The 19,231-nt window shown below is 39.3% G+C and carries 15 protein-coding genes and 1 pseudogene; 13 read left to right on the forward strand and 3 right to left on the reverse strand.

What is annotated here, in order from left to right; translation table 11 throughout:
* Positions 1-59: 59 nt before the first annotated feature.
* The gene (gene gltA / locus I5515_RS13475; RefSeq protein ID WP_004789414.1) at positions 60-1,334 is read right to left on the reverse strand and encodes a citrate synthase; all 1,275 of its coding nucleotides are present in this window, start codon (positions 1,332-1,334) and stop codon (positions 60-62) included.
* A 365-nt stretch (positions 1,335-1,699) separates the two neighbouring features.
* Positions 1,700-1,780 (reverse strand): annotated as a pseudogene (locus tag I5515_RS17675) (hypothetical protein); the annotation flags it as partial.
* 497 nt (positions 1,781-2,277) lie between these two features.
* Between I5515_RS17675 and sdhC the strand changes: the two are divergent.
* The 10 genes from sdhC (at position 2,278) to sucD (ending at position 13,930) form a co-directional block, all read left to right on the forward strand.
* Positions 2,278-2,679, forward strand: coding sequence for a succinate dehydrogenase, cytochrome b556 subunit (gene sdhC, locus I5515_RS13480; RefSeq protein ID WP_003655453.1), 402 nt, complete (start codon positions 2,278-2,280; stop codon positions 2,677-2,679).
* Positions 2,679-3,044 carry a succinate dehydrogenase, hydrophobic membrane anchor protein gene (gene sdhD / locus I5515_RS13485; protein ID WP_003655454.1) on the forward strand — a complete coding sequence of 122 codons (366 nt, stop codon included), beginning with the start codon at positions 2,679-2,681 and terminating at the stop codon, positions 3,042-3,044. The genes sdhC and sdhD overlap by 1 nt, the downstream gene beginning before the upstream one ends.
* A 12-nt stretch (positions 3,045-3,056) precedes the next feature.
* A complete protein-coding gene (gene sdhA / locus I5515_RS13490; RefSeq protein ID WP_005310063.1) occupies positions 3,057-4,892 on the forward strand; it encodes a succinate dehydrogenase flavoprotein subunit in 1,836 nt (611 codons plus the stop codon).
* Positions 4,893-4,906: 14 nt separating this feature from the next.
* Positions 4,907-5,617: a succinate dehydrogenase iron-sulfur subunit gene (locus I5515_RS13495; RefSeq protein ID WP_003655458.1), complete on the forward strand. Its 711-nt coding sequence runs from the start codon at positions 4,907-4,909 to the stop codon at positions 5,615-5,617.
* A gap of 283 nt (positions 5,618-5,900) precedes the next feature.
* Positions 5,901-6,029, forward strand: coding sequence for a hypothetical protein (locus I5515_RS13500; protein WP_002116082.1), 129 nt, complete (start codon positions 5,901-5,903; stop codon positions 6,027-6,029).
* Positions 6,030-6,186: 157 nt separating this feature from the next.
* The gene (locus I5515_RS13510) at positions 6,187-9,027 is read left to right on the forward strand and encodes a 2-oxoglutarate dehydrogenase E1 component (protein WP_004639167.1); all 2,841 of its coding nucleotides are present in this window, start codon (positions 6,187-6,189) and stop codon (positions 9,025-9,027) included.
* Positions 9,027-10,217 (forward strand): 2-oxoglutarate dehydrogenase complex dihydrolipoyllysine-residue succinyltransferase, encoded by a 1,191-nt coding sequence (odhB, locus tag I5515_RS13515; protein ID WP_003655463.1) that lies wholly within the window; start codon positions 9,027-9,029, stop codon positions 10,215-10,217. The genes I5515_RS13510 and odhB overlap by 1 nt, the downstream gene beginning before the upstream one ends.
* 61 nt (positions 10,218-10,278) lie before the next feature.
* Entirely contained in the window at positions 10,279-11,712 is a 1,434-nt protein-coding gene (gene lpdA / locus I5515_RS13520) for a dihydrolipoyl dehydrogenase (RefSeq protein WP_199967701.1), read from the forward strand.
* A gap of 146 nt (positions 11,713-11,858) precedes the next feature.
* A complete protein-coding gene (gene sucC / locus I5515_RS13525; RefSeq protein ID WP_003655470.1) occupies positions 11,859-13,025 on the forward strand; it encodes an ADP-forming succinate--CoA ligase subunit beta in 1,167 nt (388 codons plus the stop codon).
* Positions 13,026-13,039: 14 nt separating this feature from the next.
* On the forward strand, positions 13,040-13,930 hold the full coding sequence (sucD, locus tag I5515_RS13530) for a succinate--CoA ligase subunit alpha (RefSeq protein WP_003655479.1): 891 nt from the start codon (positions 13,040-13,042) through the stop codon (positions 13,928-13,930).
* A 408-nt stretch (positions 13,931-14,338) separates the two neighbouring features.
* Here sucD and trpS read toward each other — a convergent pair whose 3' ends face one another.
* Entirely contained in the window at positions 14,339-15,352 is a 1,014-nt protein-coding gene (trpS, locus tag I5515_RS13535; protein WP_199967703.1) for a tryptophan--tRNA ligase, read from the reverse strand.
* Between the two features lie 206 nt (positions 15,353-15,558).
* Between trpS and I5515_RS13540 the strand changes: the two genes are divergently transcribed.
* The 3 genes from I5515_RS13540 to I5515_RS13550 all read left to right on the forward strand — a co-directional run bounded on the left by I5515_RS13540 (position 15,559) and on the right by I5515_RS13550 (position 19,144).
* A complete protein-coding gene (locus I5515_RS13540; protein ID WP_199967705.1) occupies positions 15,559-16,482 on the forward strand; it encodes a DUF808 domain-containing protein in 924 nt (307 codons plus the stop codon).
* Positions 16,483-16,511: 29 nt separating this feature from the next.
* Complete coding sequence (locus tag I5515_RS13545) at positions 16,512-17,411, forward strand: neutral zinc metallopeptidase (RefSeq protein ID WP_199967707.1); 900 nt, start codon at positions 16,512-16,514, stop codon at positions 17,409-17,411.
* Between the two features lie 230 nt (positions 17,412-17,641).
* Positions 17,642-19,144: a cation:proton antiporter gene (locus I5515_RS13550; protein ID WP_199967716.1), complete on the forward strand. Its 1,503-nt coding sequence runs from the start codon at positions 17,642-17,644 to the stop codon at positions 19,142-19,144.
* Positions 19,145-19,231 lie beyond the last annotated feature (87 nt).

Genomic DNA, 19,231 nt, shown 5'->3' on the forward strand with positions numbered 1-19,231 from the left:
ATACCTCAATAAAAAAGCTGCCAGAAGGCAGCTTTTTTTCATTAATTTTCTTTCGAATATTAACGTTTGATATCACGCTGAGTCGGACCAGTATAAAGCTGGCGAGGACGACCGATTTTGTATGGTGCACTGTGCATTTCTAACCAGTGGCTGATCCAGCCAACTGTACGTGCAAGAGCAAAGATTACCGTAAACATTTCTGTTGGGATACCAATCGCTTTAAGGATGATACCTGAGTAGAAGTCTACGTTAGGGTAAAGTTTACGTTCAACGAAGTACGGGTCGTTCAATGCAATGCGTTCAAGTTCCATAGCAAGCGCTAATTGAGGATCATTGATATTTAATGCCTCAAGAACTTCGTCACAAGTTTGTTTCATGACTTTAGCACGTGGGTCGAAGTTTTTGTACACACGGTGACCGAAGCCCATGAGTTTAACTTCTTTACGTTTTACTTTTTCCATGAACTCGGCAACGTTTTCTACACTACCGATTTCATCAAGCATTTTAAGCACTGCTTCGTTTGCACCACCGTGAGCAGGTCCCCAAAGTGCAGAAATACCTGAAGAGATACATGCGTATGGGTTTGCACCAGTAGAACCAGCAAGACGTACTGTAGACGTAGAAGCATTTTGTTCGTGATCAGCATGAAGCGTAAAGATACGGTCCATTGCGCGAGCAAGAACAGGATTTACTTTGTAATCACGGTCAGCAGGGGTAGCAAACATCATATGTAAGAAGTTTTCCGCGTAATTTAAGTCATTACGTGGATAGATGAATGGTTGACCTACTGTGTATTTGTAACTCCAAGCAGCAAGTGTTGGAATTTTTGCAATTAGACGAATCGCAGTGATCTCACGGTGATTGATGTCTTCAATGTCAAGGTTGTTGTGATAGAACGCAGATAATGCACCAACAACACCAACCATGATTGCCATAGGGTGAGCATCGCGACGGAAACCATTGAAGAAACGGCTAACTTGGTCGTGAACCATAGTATGAGCACGAACTTTGGCATCAAATTCTGTTTTTTGTTCAGCAGTTGGGAGCTCGCCATTTAATAATAAATAACAAGTTTCAAGATAGTCTGCTTGAGTCGCTAACTGATCAATTGGGTAACCGCGGTGTAATAAAATACCTTTGTCACCATCAATGAACGTAATTTTAGACTCGCATGCAGCTGTCGCCATAAAACCAGGATCGAAAGTAAAATGACCTTCTTTCAATATGCTGCTGACATCAATTACATCTGGACCTAAAGTGCCACTGTAGATTGGTAATCCAATTTCTTTGCCATCAAGATGTAATACGGCTTTTTTGCCATTTGCTTCAGACATTCAATAGATCTCCTGTCCTGGTGAATGTTGATCTGACCCGAAATCCTAATGTTCTCATGTGCGAATCAGACGGTGTCAAAATTTGCTATAAGATTAGTGAGTACTGAAATTTTGTCAATTATACTTATGGATAAAAAATGACGATCCCACAGAGAGTTAGTCATTCAGACCCGAGCAAAAAAAGTCAGTAAAATCACTGCATCGGGATCGTATAATAAGTCAATTCAACAAGAACGTGCAGAAAAAAAATGAAGGATGAGTACAATTGTAAGCAAATTTTTAAATTAAGATTAAAAATGACAAGTCGGTAGAAAATGCCAATCCAATTAAAAAAATCATAAAACTCATGGTGTAATTTCAAATTGCTAATCAAAAAAAACTCTATTTTTATTGAGTTGTGACAAAGAATATTGCTGTTTTTTTAAGTTTAATTGTATAAAAAATAGCTAATTGAACTGCATTAAAATAATAAAAACTCTTATTTCTAGTAAAAATTGCTTTCTCCAATGTATTTTAGGTTGACTGATTTGGGTTGAATATAAGTACGTTTACTTATTTGAATTGTAGCTTTTATTGAAAATATGAGGAGTTACTAACATTTTTCTATTTATATGATGAATTTATAACTTTATCTTTAGTCTAAAACTTACTTATTTAAAAGAAATTTCAGAAAAAATGAAATTAAATAAAAAGTTATTTTAAACAATAACATGATGGAACTATGTATACCTTTTTAATAGGGTTAATAGGGTGATATTATTGTGAATGATTCTTATTTAATTGTTTTTTGCTTAAATGGGAAAGTTGATTGTTTGTATTTTGATACTTCGCGTTTTATAATTCAGTGTCGTTTATAGGTTAGGCATGAGCTGTGCTTGCCTAACAATGCCAGCTTTCCTTGGAATTAATTCAACAAACTCCGGTCGGAGTTTCTACCTACAGGATGCCCGCTGTGAAAAGCAACAGACCTGTCAATTTGTCCATGGGTCAGGTGTTAGCGGTAAATTTACGCTCACCCGTGGCTATTGCATCAATTTTACACCGTTTATCAGGTGTCATCGTTTTCTTATTAGTACCAGTTCTATTATGGATTTTAGATAAATCATTATCTTCACCAGAAGGATTTGACTACGTTAAAAATGTCGTGTTTGGAAATATCCTTGTACGTTTTATCGTTTGGGTATTTGTAGCCGGCTTATTATTCCACTTTATTGCTGGAGTGAAGCACTTACTTGCAGATTTAGGTTTTGCTGAAGAACTGCAAAGTGGTCGTATTGCAGCGACAATTTCATTGATCTTATCTGTGGTAGCCATTATCGCAGCCTTTGTATGGATTATGTTCTAATGAAAAGTGCTACAGGTTTAACTGGTTCAGGTTCTCGTGATTGGTTTATCCAGCGTGTAAGTGCGGTTGTACTAGCAGCCTATACTGTTGTTCTTTTGGGTTGGATTCTCTGCAAAGGCGGATTTGACTATCAACAATGGGCTGGTTTCATGATGACATTACCAATGAAGATTTTTTCTTTATTGGCAATTTTATCGCTTATCGCACACGCATGGATTGGTATGTGGCAAGTTTTTACTGACTATGTCACTACTCGTCAAATGGGTCCTTCAGCGAAAGGTTTACGCCTTGTACTGACGACGGCTGTCATTATTGCAGTGTTTGTGTACGCAATCTGGGGTATCCAGATTTTCTGGGCGAATTGATAGGAAGACATCATGGGCGCGATAACCCCTAAAGAAGATTATTCAAATATTCAAAACCTCACTTTCGATGCAGTTATCGTTGGTGGTGGTGGTTCTGGTATGCGTGCATCTTACCAACTCGCTCAAGCGGGTTTGAAAGTTGCAGTACTGACTAAAGTTTTCCCGACACGTTCGCACACTGTAGCTGCTCAAGGTGGTATCGGTGCGTCGTTAGGTAATATGCAAGAAGATAACTGGCATTTCCATTTTTACGATACAGTAAAAGGTTCTGACTGGTTAGGTGACCAAGACGCAATTGAATTTATGTGTCGTGAAGCACCAAAAGTTGTGTATGAACTTGAACACATGGGTATGCCGTTTGACCGTAACGCGGACGGTACAATTTACCAACGTCCGTTCGGTGGTCACTCTGCTAACTATGGTGATAAACCAGTTCCACGTGCTTGTGCAGCTGCCGACCGTACAGGTCATGCATTATTGCACACGCTTTATCAAAGCAACGTGAAAATGGGCACTCAATTCTTCGTTGAGTGGATCGCTCTTGATTTGATCCGTAACGAAGCTGGTGATGTTCTTGGTGTAACAGCGATTGACCAAGAAACTGGTAACATTTCAGTATTCCAAGCAAAAGCGACATTATTTGCTACTGGTGGTGCTGGTCGTGTTTACCGTGCATCAACAAATGCTTATATCAACACTGGTGACGGTCTTGGTATGGCTGCTCGTGCTGGTATTCCATTGCAAGATATGGAGTTCTGGCAATTCCACCCAACGGGTGTTGCGGGCGCTGGTGTATTGTTGACTGAAGGTTGTCGTGGTGAAGGTGCAATCCTTCGTAATAAAGACGGCGAACCGTTCATGGAACGTTATGCACCGACTTTAAAAGACTTGGCTCCACGTGATTTCGTTTCACGTTCTATGGACCAAGAAATTAAAGAAGGTCGTGGTTGTGGTCCAAAAGGTGATTATATCTTACTTGATATGACTCACTTGGGTGCTGACACAATCATGAAGCGTTTACCATCTGTATTTGAGATTGGTAAAAAATTCGCGAACGTTGATATCACAAAAGAAGCGATTCCTGTAGTACCAACAATCCATTATCAAATGGGTGGTATTCCTACGAATATGCATGGTCAGGTGTGTTTACCTGAAGTGGGTACAGACAACTACACTAAACCTGTAAAAGGTTTCTATGCAATTGGCGAATGTTCTTGTGTATCAGTGCATGGTGCAAACCGTTTAGGTACTAACTCACTTCTTGACTTGGTTGTATTTGGTAAAGCTGCTGGTGAGCACATTATCGATTACGTAACTAAGCATCATGGTGATGAATATGCACCGCTTCCAACAGATGTATTGGGGCAAACATTAGCTCGTGTACGTAAGTTGGATGACTCAACTTCTGGTGAAAATGCTCAAGAAGTTGCTGATGCAATTCGTGATATCGTTCAAGATCACGCTGGTGTATTCCGTACTCAAGCATTGCTTGATAAGGGTGTAAAAGAGATTCTTGCTCTTGAGCCACGTGTGCGTAATATTCACTTGAAAGATAAATCTAGAGTATTTAACACTGCACGTGTTGAAGCACTTGAAGTTGAAAACTTGTATGAAGTTGCAAAAGCAACTCTGATTTCAGCTGCTGCGCGTAAAGAGTGTCGTGGTGCGCATACTGTAGTTGATTATGAATTACCAGCTGATCACCCAACTTATTCATACGGTCGCCGTGATGATGAGTGGATGAAACATACGTTATGGTATTCATCAGATAACCGTTTGGAATATAAGCCAGTGCGCTTCAAACCGTTGACTGTTGATGCAATTCCGCCAGCACCACGTACATTCTAATCGGGAGTATAAAGATGAGTAGAGGTACTCGTACATTCGAAATCTACCGCTATGATCCTGATAAGGATAAAGCGCCGTACATGCAAACTTTCAAGCTTGAATTGACTGATAAGCACCGTATGTTGCTTGATGCATTACTTGCATTGAAAGTTCAAGACGAAACGTTAACATTCCGTCGCTCTTGCCGTGAAGGTATTTGTGGTTCGGATGGTGTGAATATCAATGGTAAAAATGGTTTGGCTTGTTTAGAAAACCTGAATGATTTACCAGAGAAAATCGTAATTCGTCCATTACCAGGTTTGCCGGTGGTTAAAGATTTGGTTGTTGATATGAACCAATTCTATGATCAATATGACAAGATTCAGCCATTCTTGATCAATAACCAACCAGCTCCACCTAAAGAGCGTTTACAATCTCCAGAAGAGCGTGAACACTTAAATGGTTTGTATGAATGTATTCTTTGTGCATGTTGTTCAACTTCATGTCCATCATTCTGGTGGAACCCTGACAAGTTCTTGGGTCCTTCAGCATTGTTGAATGCATACCGTTTTATTATTGATTCTCGTGATACTGCTACTGCAGACCGTTTGTCTCGTCTTGACGATCCATTCAGTTTGTTCCGTTGTAAAGGTATTATGAACTGTGTGTCAGTATGTCCTAAGGGTCTAAATCCTACAAAAGCAATCGGTCACATCCGTAATATGCTATTAGATCAAGCGGGTTAATTCTGCACAAATAGAAAGCGCACATCCTTGATGTGCGTTTTTTTTTAACTTTATAATGTAAACTTTAGACTTTGGTCGAAAAAGATGAGGTTTTTATATATTGCACCATATATTAAAAGATAAAATCGCATATGTATTTCGCCAGTTTATAGGTGGTATGTGTCAAAAAAATCAATCGTTCGTTAAGAACATGATACGATTTGCCACAAAGTTATAGGTGAAAAAAGCGTATACTAGTGAAATTAATTTAAGTAGCACGATCTTAGATCTGTGCTTAATTTTTATGGTTAAAGTCATTTTAGAAAAGTTAATTTTAAAGTTAATTTTTCTAAAAAGATTTGCAAAAAATTGCTCGGTTTTAATCGAGTATAAGGTGAGTGATGATGCCATTGAGGGTGTTGTGATTCATTAATTACCTATGGAGTTTCCTCTCTAGGTAGTATGACGCCCCATGGTCTTAAAGACCTGTTGGGTAAGTAATGCCTTTTTTACCAATTTGGCATTATGCATCATGGGTGTGCTTAAAAGGCAGCCTGTAATATTTTTTGCAATAGGAAATGGGTCCACAAATGCAAGAAGTTGCTGACGCATTGCGTCTTGACACTGAACTTTCCGCTGATAGTGCAGCGTATATTGAAGAACTTTACGAGCAGTACCTGTCTTCCCCAACCTCTGTAGCTGAGGACTGGCGCCAATATTTCGATAAATATCCAAAGGGTGACCAACCACACGGCGCTGTGCGTGAGCAATTCCTATTACTAGGACGTAATGCTAATCGTGTTCAACCTGTTGTACAAAGTACGGTAAGTACTGAGCATGAACGTCGTCAAATTGGCGTTTTACAACTTATTGCTGCTTATCGTAATCGTGGACATCAAAAAGCTAAATTAGATCCATTAGGTCTTGCTAAGCGTGAAGATATTCCTGATTTAGATCTTTCAGCACATGGTTTAACCAAATCAGATTTAGACACAGTATTCAACACAGGCAATCTTGAGATTGGCAAAAGCGAAGCAACGCTTGCTGAAATGATTGAAGCAATGGAAGCAATCTATTGTGGTTCAATCGGTGTTGAATATATGCATATCGTGGATACAAAAGAAAAACGTTGGATTCAACAACGTCTTGAAAGTGTTCGTGGTCAGCTTAATTTTACAAATGATCAAAAGAAAGGGTTCTTGGAGCGTTTAACCGCTGCAGAAGGGCTTGAAAAATTCCTAGGTAATAAATACGTTGGTGCTAAACGCTTTGGTGTAGAAGGTGGTGAATCTTTTATTCCTATGGTGAATGAAATCATTCAACGTGCTGGTGCTGTTGGTTGTAAAGAAGTTGTTATTGGTATGCCACACCGTGGCCGTTTAAATCTTCTTGTTAATATTATGGGTAAAAACCCTGCAGACTTGTTTGGCGAGTTTGAAGGTAAAGCTATTCATAAGAAAGGTTCTGGCGACGTTAAATACCATCAAGGTTTCTCAAGTAATGTAATGACTCCAGGTGGCGAAGTTCACTTGGCATTAGCATTTAACCCATCTCACTTGGAAATCGTTGGTCCTGTAGTTGAGGGTTCTGTACGTGCACGTCAAGTGCGTCGTAGAGACATCGGCGGTGATGATGTATTACCAGTAATTGTTCATGGGGATGCTGCATTTGCAGGTCAAGGTGTGAACATGGAAACCTTCCAGATGTCACAAACTCGTGGCTATACGGTTGGTGGTACTGTACACATTATCGTGAACAACCAAGTTGGTTTTACAACTTCTGATCCACGTGATGCGCGTTCTACTGAATATTGTACTGACGTTGCAAAAATGATTCAGACGCCAATCTTCCATGTGAATGGCGATGATCCTGAAGCAGTAATCTTTGCTACTCAATTAGCACATGATTTCCGTCACGAATTCCGTAAAGATGTTGTGCTTGACTTGTTCTGTTACCGTCGTCGTGGTCATAACGAAGCAGATGAGCCATCTGGTACACAACCATTGATGTATCAAGTGATTGCTAAAAAAGCAACAACTCGTACACTCTATTCAGATCAGCTTGTTCAACAAAAAGTAATTGATCGTGCTGAAGCAGACCAAATGGTTGAAGATTACCGTGCAGATTTAGAAGCCGGAAACCATGTGGCAAATGCTTTAGTACTTGAACCAAATACGAAAATGTTTGTTGATTGGACGCCATATTTGGGCCATGACTACACAGACGATTGGGATACTTCATTTGACTTAAATCGCTTAAAAGAATTAGGCGAGGGCATGAGCAAACTTCCGGAAGGATTTGTTATGCAGCGTCAAGTGCAAAAAGTAATTGAAGATCGTGTGAAAATGCAAACTGGTGAAATTGCATTGAACTGGGGCGCTGCTGAAACTTTAGCTTACGCAACCTTGATCGATGAAGATTACCTTGTTCGTATTACTGGTGAAGACGTTGGGCGTGGTACATTCTCACACCGTCATGCAAAATTGCATAATCAGGTAGATGGTTCAACATATATTCCACTTTGCAATGTCAAAGAAAACCAGCCTCGTTTTGCAATTTACGATTCTTTATTATCTGAAGAAGCTGTTCTTGCATTTGAATATGGTTATGCAACTACAATTCCTAAGAGCTTAATTATTTGGGAAGCACAATTTGGTGACTTCGTAAACTGTGCTCAGGTTGTAATTGACCAGTTTATTGCTTCTGGCGAGACTAAGTGGGAACGTGTTTGTGGTTTGACAATGTTGTTACCTCACGGTTTCGAAGGTCAAGGCCCAGAGCATTCGTCAGCTCGTTTAGAACGTTTCTTACAGTTATGTGCTGAAGATAACATGCAAGTGATCACTCCAACGACACCTGCACAGATTTTCCATGCATTACGTCGTCAAGCTGTACGCCCAATTCGTAAGCCATTGATCGTGATGTCACCGAAATCTTTACTTCGTCATAAACTTGCTACTTCTACTTTAGAAGAGCTTGCAAATGGTTCATTCCAGACTGTAATTGACGAAATCGATCAAATTAACAAGTCAGATGTAACTCGTCTTGTACTTTGTGGCGGTAAAGTTTATTACGACTTACTCGAAAAACGTCGTGAACAAAACTTAACTAACGTCGCAATCGTACGTATTGAACAGTTATATCCGTATCCAGAACAACGTCTTGCGGAAATCTTGGCTGCATATCCAAACGTGAAAGAACTTGTTTGGACACAAGAAGAGCCGAAGAACCAAGGCGCTTGGTTATTTATCGCACCTCGTTTATACGACGATATCTTAAAATCTGGCAAACAAATCCGTATCAGTTTTGCAGGTCGTGAAGCTTCTGCTGCACCAGCTTGTGGCTCACCGTACTTGCATGCAAAACAACAAGCTCAGCTAATTAATGATGCATTGGCAATCGAAGCTGAACAATCAGGAGATTCTCAATAATGGCAACCGAAATTAAAGCACCGGTATTCCCAGAGTCTGTTGCAGATGGAACCATCGCAACTTGGCACAAAAAGGTGGGTGAACCTGTATCACGTGATGAAGTAATCTGTGATATTGAAACCGACAAAGTTGTTTTAGAAGTGGTTGCTCCTGCAGATGGTAGCTTAGTTGCAATCATTAAAGGTGAAGGCGATACAGTTCTTTCTGACGAAGTGATTGCTCAGTTTGAAGCTGGTGCTGGTGCAGCGGCTGCTCCTGCAGTAGAGCAAGCAGTTGCTCAAACTCAAGCTGGTGCAGCTCCTGTTGTTGAGCGCACTGAAGCTGTATCTGGTCAAGCTCCTGCAGTTCGTAAAGCTTTGTCTGAAACTGGTATTGCTGCTGCTGACGTACAAGGTACTGGTCGCGGTGGTCGTATCACTAAAGAAGATGTGGCAAACCATCAAACTAAACCAGCTGCTAACGTTACTCCGTTAAGCGTAGCTGTTGGTGAGCGTATCGAAAAACGCGTTCCAATGACTCGTTTACGTAAGCGTGTAGCTGAGCGTCTTCTTTCTGCAACTCAAGAAACTGCAATGTTAACTACATTTAACGAAGTTAACATGAAGCCAATCATGGAATTGCGTAAGCAATATAAAGATGCGTTTGAAAAACGCCATGGTGCTCGTTTAGGCTTCATGTCATTCTTTGTTAAAGCTGTAACTGAAGCACTTAAGCGCTATCCTGCGGTAAATGCTTCAATTGATGGCGATGATATTGTTTATCACGGTTACTATGACATCGGTGTTGCAGTATCTTCTGATCGTGGTCTTGTTGTTCCAGTATTACGTGATACTGATCGTATGAGCTATGCAGAAGTTGAAGCAGGTATTGGTGCTTATGCTGCTAAAGCGCGCGATGGTAAATTATCTATCGAAGAAATGACTGGTGGTACTTTCACTATCACTAATGGTGGTACTTTCGGTTCATTACTTTCAACTCCAATTTTGAATCAGCCGCAAACTGGTATCTTGGGTATGCACAAAATCCAAGAGCGTCCTATGGCTGTAAATGGTCAAGTTGAAATCTTGCCAATGATGTATTTAGCACTTTCTTATGACCACCGTATGATCGATGGTAAAGAAGCAGTAGGTTTCTTGGTAGCAATCAAAGAATTGTTAGAAGAACCAGCTAAACTCATCCTTGATCTTTAATTTCTTCGAATAATATTACCGAGATAGAGCGATCCTCTATCTCGGACCATGGAGATAAACAATGTCTCAACAATTTGATCTTGTTGTTATTGGCGGTGGTCCTGGTGGTTATGAAGCTGCAATTCGTGCTGCTCAACTAGGCTTTAAAGTCGCTTGTATCGAAAAACGTATTCACAACGGTAAGCCATCTTTAGGTGGTACATGCTTAAACGTAGGTTGTATTCCTTCTAAAGCATTACTTGACTCTTCACATCGTTATGAAGATACAGTGCATCATTTAGCTGATCACGGTATTACTACAGGTGAAGTGAATTTTGATCTTGCTAAGCTTCTTGCTCGTAAAGACAAAGTTGTTGACCAATTAACTGGCGGTGTCGATCAATTGCTTAAAGGCAATGGTATTGGGTGGTTAAAAGGTACTGGTAAATTACTTGCTGGTAAAAAAGTTGAGTTTGTTTCACACGAAGGTGAGACTCAAGTTTTAGAACCTAAATATGTGATTCTTGCATCTGGTTCTGTACCTGTAAATATTCCAGTAGCTCCTGTAGATCAAGATATTATTGTTGATTCAACTGGCGCATTGAACTTCCCAGAAGTACCTAAACGTTTAGGTGTTATTGGTGCTGGTGTAATCGGTTTAGAGCTTGGTTCTGTTTGGCGTCGTCTTGGTTCTGAAGTTGTTGTATTTGAAGCAATGGATGCATTTTTACCAATGGCTGATAAAGCTTTGGCAAAAGACTACCAAAAACTTTTAACTAAGCAAGGTCTTGATATTCGTATTGGCGCTAAAGTTGCTGGTACTGAAGTTAATGGTCGTGAAGTGACTGTTAAATACACTCAAGGTGGCGAAGAAAAAACTCAGACTTTTGATAAATTAATCGTTTGTGTAGGCCGTAAAGCTTATGCAGAAGGTTTATTGGCTGATGATTCAGGCATTAAATTGACTGAACGTGGTCTTGTTGAAGTAAATGATTACTGTGCAACTTCTGTAGAAGGTGTATATGCAATTGGTGACTTAGTTCGTGGTCCAATGCTTGCTCATAAAGCAATGGAAGAAGGTGTAATGGCTGTTGAGCGTATTCACGGTCATGCAGCTCAAGTGAACTATGACACAATCATTTCTGTTATCTATACACATCCGGAAGCGGCATGGGTTGGTTTAACTGAAGAACAAGCTAAAGAAAAAGGTCATGAAGTTAAAACTGGTCAATTCGGTTTTGCTGTAAATGGTCGTGCTTTAGCTGCGGGTGAAGGTGCTGGTTTCGTTAAGTTCGTTGCTGATGCAAAAACTGACCGTTTATTAGGTATGCATGTCATTGGACCTGCTGCATCTGATATCGTACACCAAGGTATGATCGCACTTGAATTTGTATCTTCTGTTGAAGATCTTCAGTTAATGACATTTGGTCATCCAACATTCTCTGAAGTTGTTCATGAAGCTGCACTTGCTGTAGATGGTCGTGCAATTCACGCGATTCAACGTAAGCGTAAATAAAATAAAGAGCGGTTCTCCGCTCTTTTTCACATTTGATGGTGTGATTAAAAAAACATCAAGGTGATAGAGTAGACAGCAATTTGCATATACAACATGAGAATGTTGTGCAAATTGAAGACAACAAACAAAGTTAAGTAGGTAACTAAATGAACTTACATGAGTATCAAGCTAAAGCGTTATTGAAAGAATATGGTATGCCGGTACAAGAAGGTATCTTGGCAACCAATGCAGACGAAGCAGTTGCTGCATTCGAACAGCTTGGTGGTAAATTTGCGGTAATGAAAGCGCAAGTTCATGCTGGTGGTCGTGGTAAGGCTGGTGGCGTTAAAGTTGCAAAATCTAAAGAAGATGTTATCGAGTTTGCAAATAACATTATTGGTACTCGTCTTGTAACGTATCAAACTGATGCAAATGGTCAACCAGTAAACAGCATTATTGTTGCTGAAGACGTATACCCAGTTGAGCGTGAGCTTTACTTGGGCGCGGTTGTAGACCGTTCTAGCCGTCGTATTACTTTCATGGCTTCTACAGAAGGTGGTGTAGAAATCGAGAAAGTTGCAGAAGAAACTCCAGAAAAAATTATCAAAGTTGAAGTTGATCCATTAGTTGGCTTACAACCATTCCAAGCGCGTGAAGTTGCGTTTGCTTTAGGTTTGAAAGACAAGCAAATCAGCCAGTTTGTTAAAATTATGGCTGCTGCTTACCAAGCATTTGTTGAAAATGACTTTGCATTATTTGAAATTAACCCACTTTCAGTTCGTGAAAATGGCGATATTTTATGTGTAGATGCAAAAGTTGGTATCGACTCTAACGCGCTTTATCGTTTACCTAAAGTTGCTGCTTTACGTGATAAATCTCAAGAGAATGAGCGTGAGTTAAAAGCATCTGAATTTGATCTTAACTATGTTGCTTTAGAAGGTAACATTGGTTGTATGGTTAACGGTGCTGGTCTTGCAATGGCAACTATGGACATCATTAAACTTTATGGTGGTCAGCCTGCAAACTTCCTTGACGTTGGTGGCGGTGCAACTAAAGAGCGCGTAATCGAAGCGTTCAAAATCATCCTTGCTGATACATCTGTACAAGGTGTTTTAATTAACATCTTCGGCGGTATCGTACGTTGTGACATGATTGCTGAAGCAATTATTGCAGCGGTTCAAGAAGTAAACGTAACTGTTCCAGTTGTTGTTCGTTTAGAAGGTAACAACGCTGAGTTAGGTGCTAAATTACTTGATGAATCTGGTTTGAAATTAATTTCTGCAAACGGCTTGTCTGATGCTGCAGAAAAAGTTGTAGCTGCAGTTAAAGCGTAAGGGGAGTATCAATCATGAGCGTATTAATTAATAAAGACACTAAAGTATTGGTACAAGGTTTTACTGGTAAAAACGGTACTTTCCACTCTGCACAAGCTTTAGACTACGGTACAAAAGTTGTTGGTGGTGTTACTCCAGGTAAAGGTGGTACTACTCACCTTGACTTGCCAGTATTCAACACAATGAAAGAAGCTGTACGTGAAACAAATGCAGATGCATCTGTAATTTATGTACCAGCTCCATTCGTTTTAGATTCTATCGTTGAAGCGGTTGATTCAGGTGTTGGTCTAATCGTTGTGATCACTGAAGGTGTTCCAACAATCGACATGCTTAAAGCTAAACGCTACTTAGAAACTAACGGTAACGGTACTCGTTTAGTTGGTCCTAACTGCCCAGGCGTGATCACTCCAGGTGAATGTAAGATTGGTATTATGCCTGGTCACATTCACCAACCAGGTCGTATTGGTATCATCTCACGTTCAGGTACATTGACTTATGAAGCTGTTGCTCAAACAACTAAGCTTGGTTTAGGTCAGTCTACTTGTATCGGTATTGGTGGTGACCCAATCCCAGGTATGAACCAAATCGAAGCTCTTCAATTGTTCCAAGACGATCCAGATACTGATGCAATCATCATGATCGGTGAGATCGGTGGTACAGCGGAAGAAGAAGCTGCTGAATTCATCAAATCTAACGTGACTAAGCCTGTAGTAGGTTACATTGCTGGTGTAACTGCACCTAAAGGTAAGCGTATGGGTCACGCTGGTGCGATCATTTCTGGTGGTCAAGGTACTGCTGAAGAGAAATTCGCTGCATTTGAACGCGCGGGAATGGCTTACACTCGTAGCCCAGCTGAGCTTGGTTCAACAATGTTGCAAGTTCTAAAAGAGAAAGGTTTAGCTTAATCGCTTTATCTTGAATCTTAAAAAACACCGCATCTGAAAATGATGCGGTGTTTTTTTATCTATTAAATAAAATAAGTAATCAAAAAATAAAATTTCTAAAGAAAACAAAATATTTAAGCAAAAAAATACGCAATGATTGGGGTTATCATTGCGTAGAACAACGAATCTGTAAAAACAGTTTCGGTTTAAGGAGAAATGTCGTGAGGTTCATATGATGTAACCTACATAATGAATAATATAGATAGTTAAGAAATTCTTCATCGCTATTAGCGTTAATAAGTGTTACTTCACGTTAATAGGGTAAAAGCATGTGAATAACAATGGACACATTAGTAATTCTAAAAAGTTAATGTGATGGATTAAATAAGTATAAAAAAAGCCCCGAAGGGCTTTTAGTTTTTAAAAAGATTAGAATTTAAATAATCCTAAACCGTCTTTAACTTCATCTAAGGTTTGTTGAGTGATAAGACGGCATTTATCTGTGCCTTGGCGTAAAACATCCATAATGTAGTCAGGATCTTTAGCAAGTTCTTCGCGACGTTCACGAATAGGTGTGATTAGCTCTTTTAAAACACCTTCAAGACGTTTTTTAACTGTTCCATCACCTAGACCGCCACGACGATAATGTGCTTTTAATTCTTCAACTTCTTCTTTATTTGTATCAAATGCATCTAGGTAGGTAAATACAATGTTTCCTTCAACCTGACCTGGATCTTCAATACGAAGATGATTTGGGTCTGTATACATTGCATTTACAGCTTTCTTGATGTCTTTATCAGAAGCATTTAAAACAATAGTATTGCCTAATGATTTAGACATTTTTGCCTTACCATCAAAACCAGGCAAACGTGCCATATTTGAAAGTAAAGCTTTACATTCAGGTAAAAGATCTTGACCCATTTGACGGTTGATTCGACGTACAATTTCATTAGTTTGTTCAATCATTGGGATCTGATCTTCACCCACTGGAACCACCGTTGCTTTGAAAGCAGTAATGTCAGCTGCTTGTGCAACAGGGTAGCAGAGGAAACCAGCCGGAATATCACGCTCGAAACCACGCATTTGAATTTCAGACTTAATGGTCGGGTTACGTTCTAAGCGTGCAACCGTCACGAAGTTAAGATAGAGCATGGTGAGCTCATTCAGTGCTGGCAAGCATGATTGAACACAAATTGTGGTTTTGGTTGGATCAATACCTACAGCTAAATAATCTAGAGCAACTTCTAGAATATTGCGACGGACTTTATCTGGGTTATCTGCATTGTCTGTTAATGCTTGCGCATCTGCCAATAAGAGATGTTGATGATGGCTATCCTGTAAACCTACACGAGAACGCAAAGAACCGACAAAATGCCCAAGATGAAGTTGTCCGGTTGGGCGGTCGCCTGTCAAAATAATTGGACGCTGATCAACATTACTCATTATTTATTCCACTATCGTATTGGCTTAATCAGGGATAGTAAGCCCTGTAATATAAAAGATTGGCATTATTGTACGGGAAATAAAAAAATTTCGTCAGCAATTGGTTAAACTTTCTTAAAATAATAATGTGAATTTATTCAGTAAAATTACAGAAATTGGAAAGTTTCATCTTACAATAGCCAGATAAATACAAACTTGGATAAGAAATGGCAAGTGGCTTACTTTTATTACTAGATGATATTGCAACAATTTTAGATGATGTCGCTTTAATGAGCAAAATGGCAGCAAAGAAAACTGCTGGTGTTTTGGGTGATGATTTGGCTTTAAATGCTCAGCAAGTAACAGGCGTACGTGCAGATCGTGAATTACCTATTGTGTGGAAAGTCGCGAAAGGTTCTTTAGTTAATAAACTTATTTTAGTGCCTTTAGCATTATTAATTAGTATTATTGCTCCTTGGCTGATTAACCCGTTATTGATGCTAGGTGGTTTATTTTTATGTTATGAAGGCGTGGAAAAAGTTCTTCATACGATTATGCATAGAAAAGCTTCGACCTCTGAGGAAGCAGAAAAAGAATTTAATAATGAAGAGTTAGATCTGGCAACTTTTGAAAAAGAGAAAGTAAAAGGAGCTATTCGAACAGATTTTATTTTATCAGCTGAAATTGTTGTTATTTCCTTAGGGACGGTGGCTACTGCTACGTTAGTGACTAAAGTAAGTGTACTCAGCATTATTGCAGTTGTGATGACACTTGGCGTTTATGGCTTGGTTGGTGTGATTGTTAAGATTGATGATTTGGGATTATATTTAACAAAACAAGCTGCTTCTTTTAAGCAATCTTTGGGACGTGGTTTACTTGCTTTTGCTCCTCTTTTAATGAAGCTACTTTCTATTGTTGGAACTATTGCAATGTTTTTAGTAGGTGGAGGGATTATTAACCATACGATTCCTTTACTTCATCATATTACTGAAGATACGGTTGATCATGTAGAAACTATACCTGCTGTAGGAAATATTATTGGTGCTTTAACACCGACATTAATGAACTTTGCGATTGGAATGATTGCTGGTGCAGTTGTGTTGCTTGTGGTGAGTTTAATACAGAAAATGTGGCCAAAAGCTTCTGATTAATCAGGCCATTTGAAAAGAAGAGGGAAGTTATGCGTTGGAGAGATCGTAGAGTCAGTACCAATGTTGAGGACCGTCGAGGTGGGGGCGGTGTTAAAGCAGGTGGTATTAGTATTATTGGTTTGGTCGTAGCATTTGTCGCATGGAAATTTTTTGGCGTTGATCCACAAATGGCTTATCAGGCAACGCAGCAAGTTACTGCTTCACAACAGTCAAATTCAACTGCACCAGAAAGTTTAACACCTGAGCAAAAAGAAGCATCAGATTTTGTTGGAACTGTATTGGCTGATACAGAAGATACGTGGACACCTATATTTAAACAGTTAGGAAAAACTTATACGCCGCCAAAGTTGGTTTTATTTAGTGGAATGACTCGTTCAGGTTGTGGTACTGCTCAATCTGCAATGGGACCATTTTATTGTCCTGCAGATCAAAAGGTCTATATTGATACTGAATTCTTTAAAGATATGCGTGAGCAAATGGGTATATCGGGTGAGCAAAATAAATCAGAGCTTTCTCGTCAAGATCAGGCAGGGGATTTTGCCCAAGCCTATGTTGTCGCTCATGAAGTAGGCCATCATGTTCAAACGTTGCTTGGTATTTCTTCGCAAGTGCAACAAGCTCGTGCACAAGCCAGTCAAAGAGAAGGTAACCAGCTATCTGTTCGCCAAGAATTACAAGCTGACTGTTTAGCGGGTATATGGGCAAATCATAATCAACAACGTACTCAGTTTTTAGAATCCGGAGATGTTGAAGAAGCGATGGATGCAGCTCAAAAAATTGGCGATGATTATTTACAGAAACGTTCGACTGGACAAGTTGTGCCTGATAGCTTTACCCATGGTACGAGTGAGCAGCGGATGCATTGGTTTCAAGTGGGCTTAAAGTCTGGTGATATCAATCAATGTGATACTTTTAATAATTCAATCTAAACCTACAAGGATGAGCTTGTTAAAAGTAACGATTAACCAAGCTCATCCTTTTGACTATAAATAATGTTAAGAAATTTAACAGATCGATAGATTGTTCATTTAATTCGTTAAACTTGCATCCGAATTTTCATTTTTTATGATCATGGCATTATTAATGCCTACATTTTGTTTAGTTTGGTCGACCTAGCAAAATTTTCTTATTTGGTCGTTGACCCAGAAGAAGGGTATTCATGGGTAATTTTTTTCTACTACAAGCATTTACTGTGGTTTTTGCACTATCAATAGCAACCACGATTTTTAATAAACGTATTTTGGGTTTCCCTCAAGCCATTGGTGTTCCTTTGGTTTCGGCAATTTTTGTCTTTATCTTACAGTGGGGGGCTAGCCTCCTAAACGGTAATCAGTTTATTACCATTAATATTCATAATATTGAAGAAGCGGTACGTCATATCGATTTTTATGATTTTTTAATTAATGGCGTGATCTGCTTTATTCTAACTTCTTCCGCACTTAAATTTAAGATTTCAGATTTAAGAAGTTACTGGAAACAAATTAGTATTTTGGCCACCATTGCCTTAGTAATTTGCGCCGTTTTATTTGGTGGCTTGCTTTATGGGTTCCAATTGCTTGTTGGATACCATGTACCGATTTTAGTGTTATTACTCTTGGGTGCAGCTTTAGGGGCAACCGATCCGATCGGAATCAAAGGTGTACTGAGTTCAATTCGTGCACCACATCATCTAATTGTTAAACTAGAAGGAGAGTCATTATTTAATGATGCGATGTGTATTGCATTATTCATGACTCTATTGAACGTTTTACAAGGCGAACATTTCTCATTGATGGCTACTTTGGAAGCTTTGCTCTATGAGATTGTTGTCGCTGTTGGTATTGGTTGGGCTTTTGGGGTAGGGGTGTTACGTCTATTACGTGGTAAACACGAAATGGAATCTCTCATTTTAACTACAGCTTTACTTGCGAGTGGAGCATATCTAGTTGCACTTTTTGCTCATGCATCTGCACCAATTGCCTGTGTAATTGGCGGTTTAATCGTTGGTAATAAGTGGAAAGAAATACGTGAAGAACGAGAGATTCAGGAAGTTAATCATTTCTGGCATACGGTAGAAGGTATTATCAATTCGTTCCTGTTTACCTTAATTGGACTTGAGTTATTTATCCTTGATTTAAACTTTAGCCTGATTTTAGGCGGTATTGTTGCGTTCTTTATTCTTCATATCTCTCGTTTTGCAGCCAACTTTATGGCTTTTGCCTTTTTCCCGAACATGCGGAAAATGAAAAGTTATAATGGTAGCCTGACCATTTTATCTTGGGGTGGAGTGCGAGGGGGGATTTCACTTGCATTGATTTTGGCGGTTGCCAATATCCCGGCGCTGAGTCCTTATAGTAGTATCTTGATTGGTTATACATTTATCAGTGTATTGTTATCCGGCATAGTCTGTGGTCTTGGTTTACCAGCTGTCATGAATGCTTTTTATTATAACCCTAATGAAGAAACGGAAGGTCTAAAAGGATTCTATCAAAGGCTATGTCATAAAATGAATCGAAGAGGGTTTCAGTATGTCGTAGGTGAAGATGCCTTAGGCAGAGAAACGATTACAGTTTTTAATCCTGATATTCTTGTAGACCAAAAAACTGAAGATGGTATTGCGACTATGCATGACCCAAATAAGTTACAAGAAGTAAAACGTTTTGAGAGTCCAGATAATTTTTAAATAAACATTAAAAATGTTTTTAATTTAAATTAAAAAAATAAGGCTTTAGTGTAATAGTAAAATATTAACTAGAGCCATTTCTTTTCT

The organism is Acinetobacter calcoaceticus, from assembly GCF_016508255.1.
Lineage (GTDB): Bacteria > Pseudomonadota > Gammaproteobacteria > Pseudomonadales > Moraxellaceae > Acinetobacter > Acinetobacter calcoaceticus_E.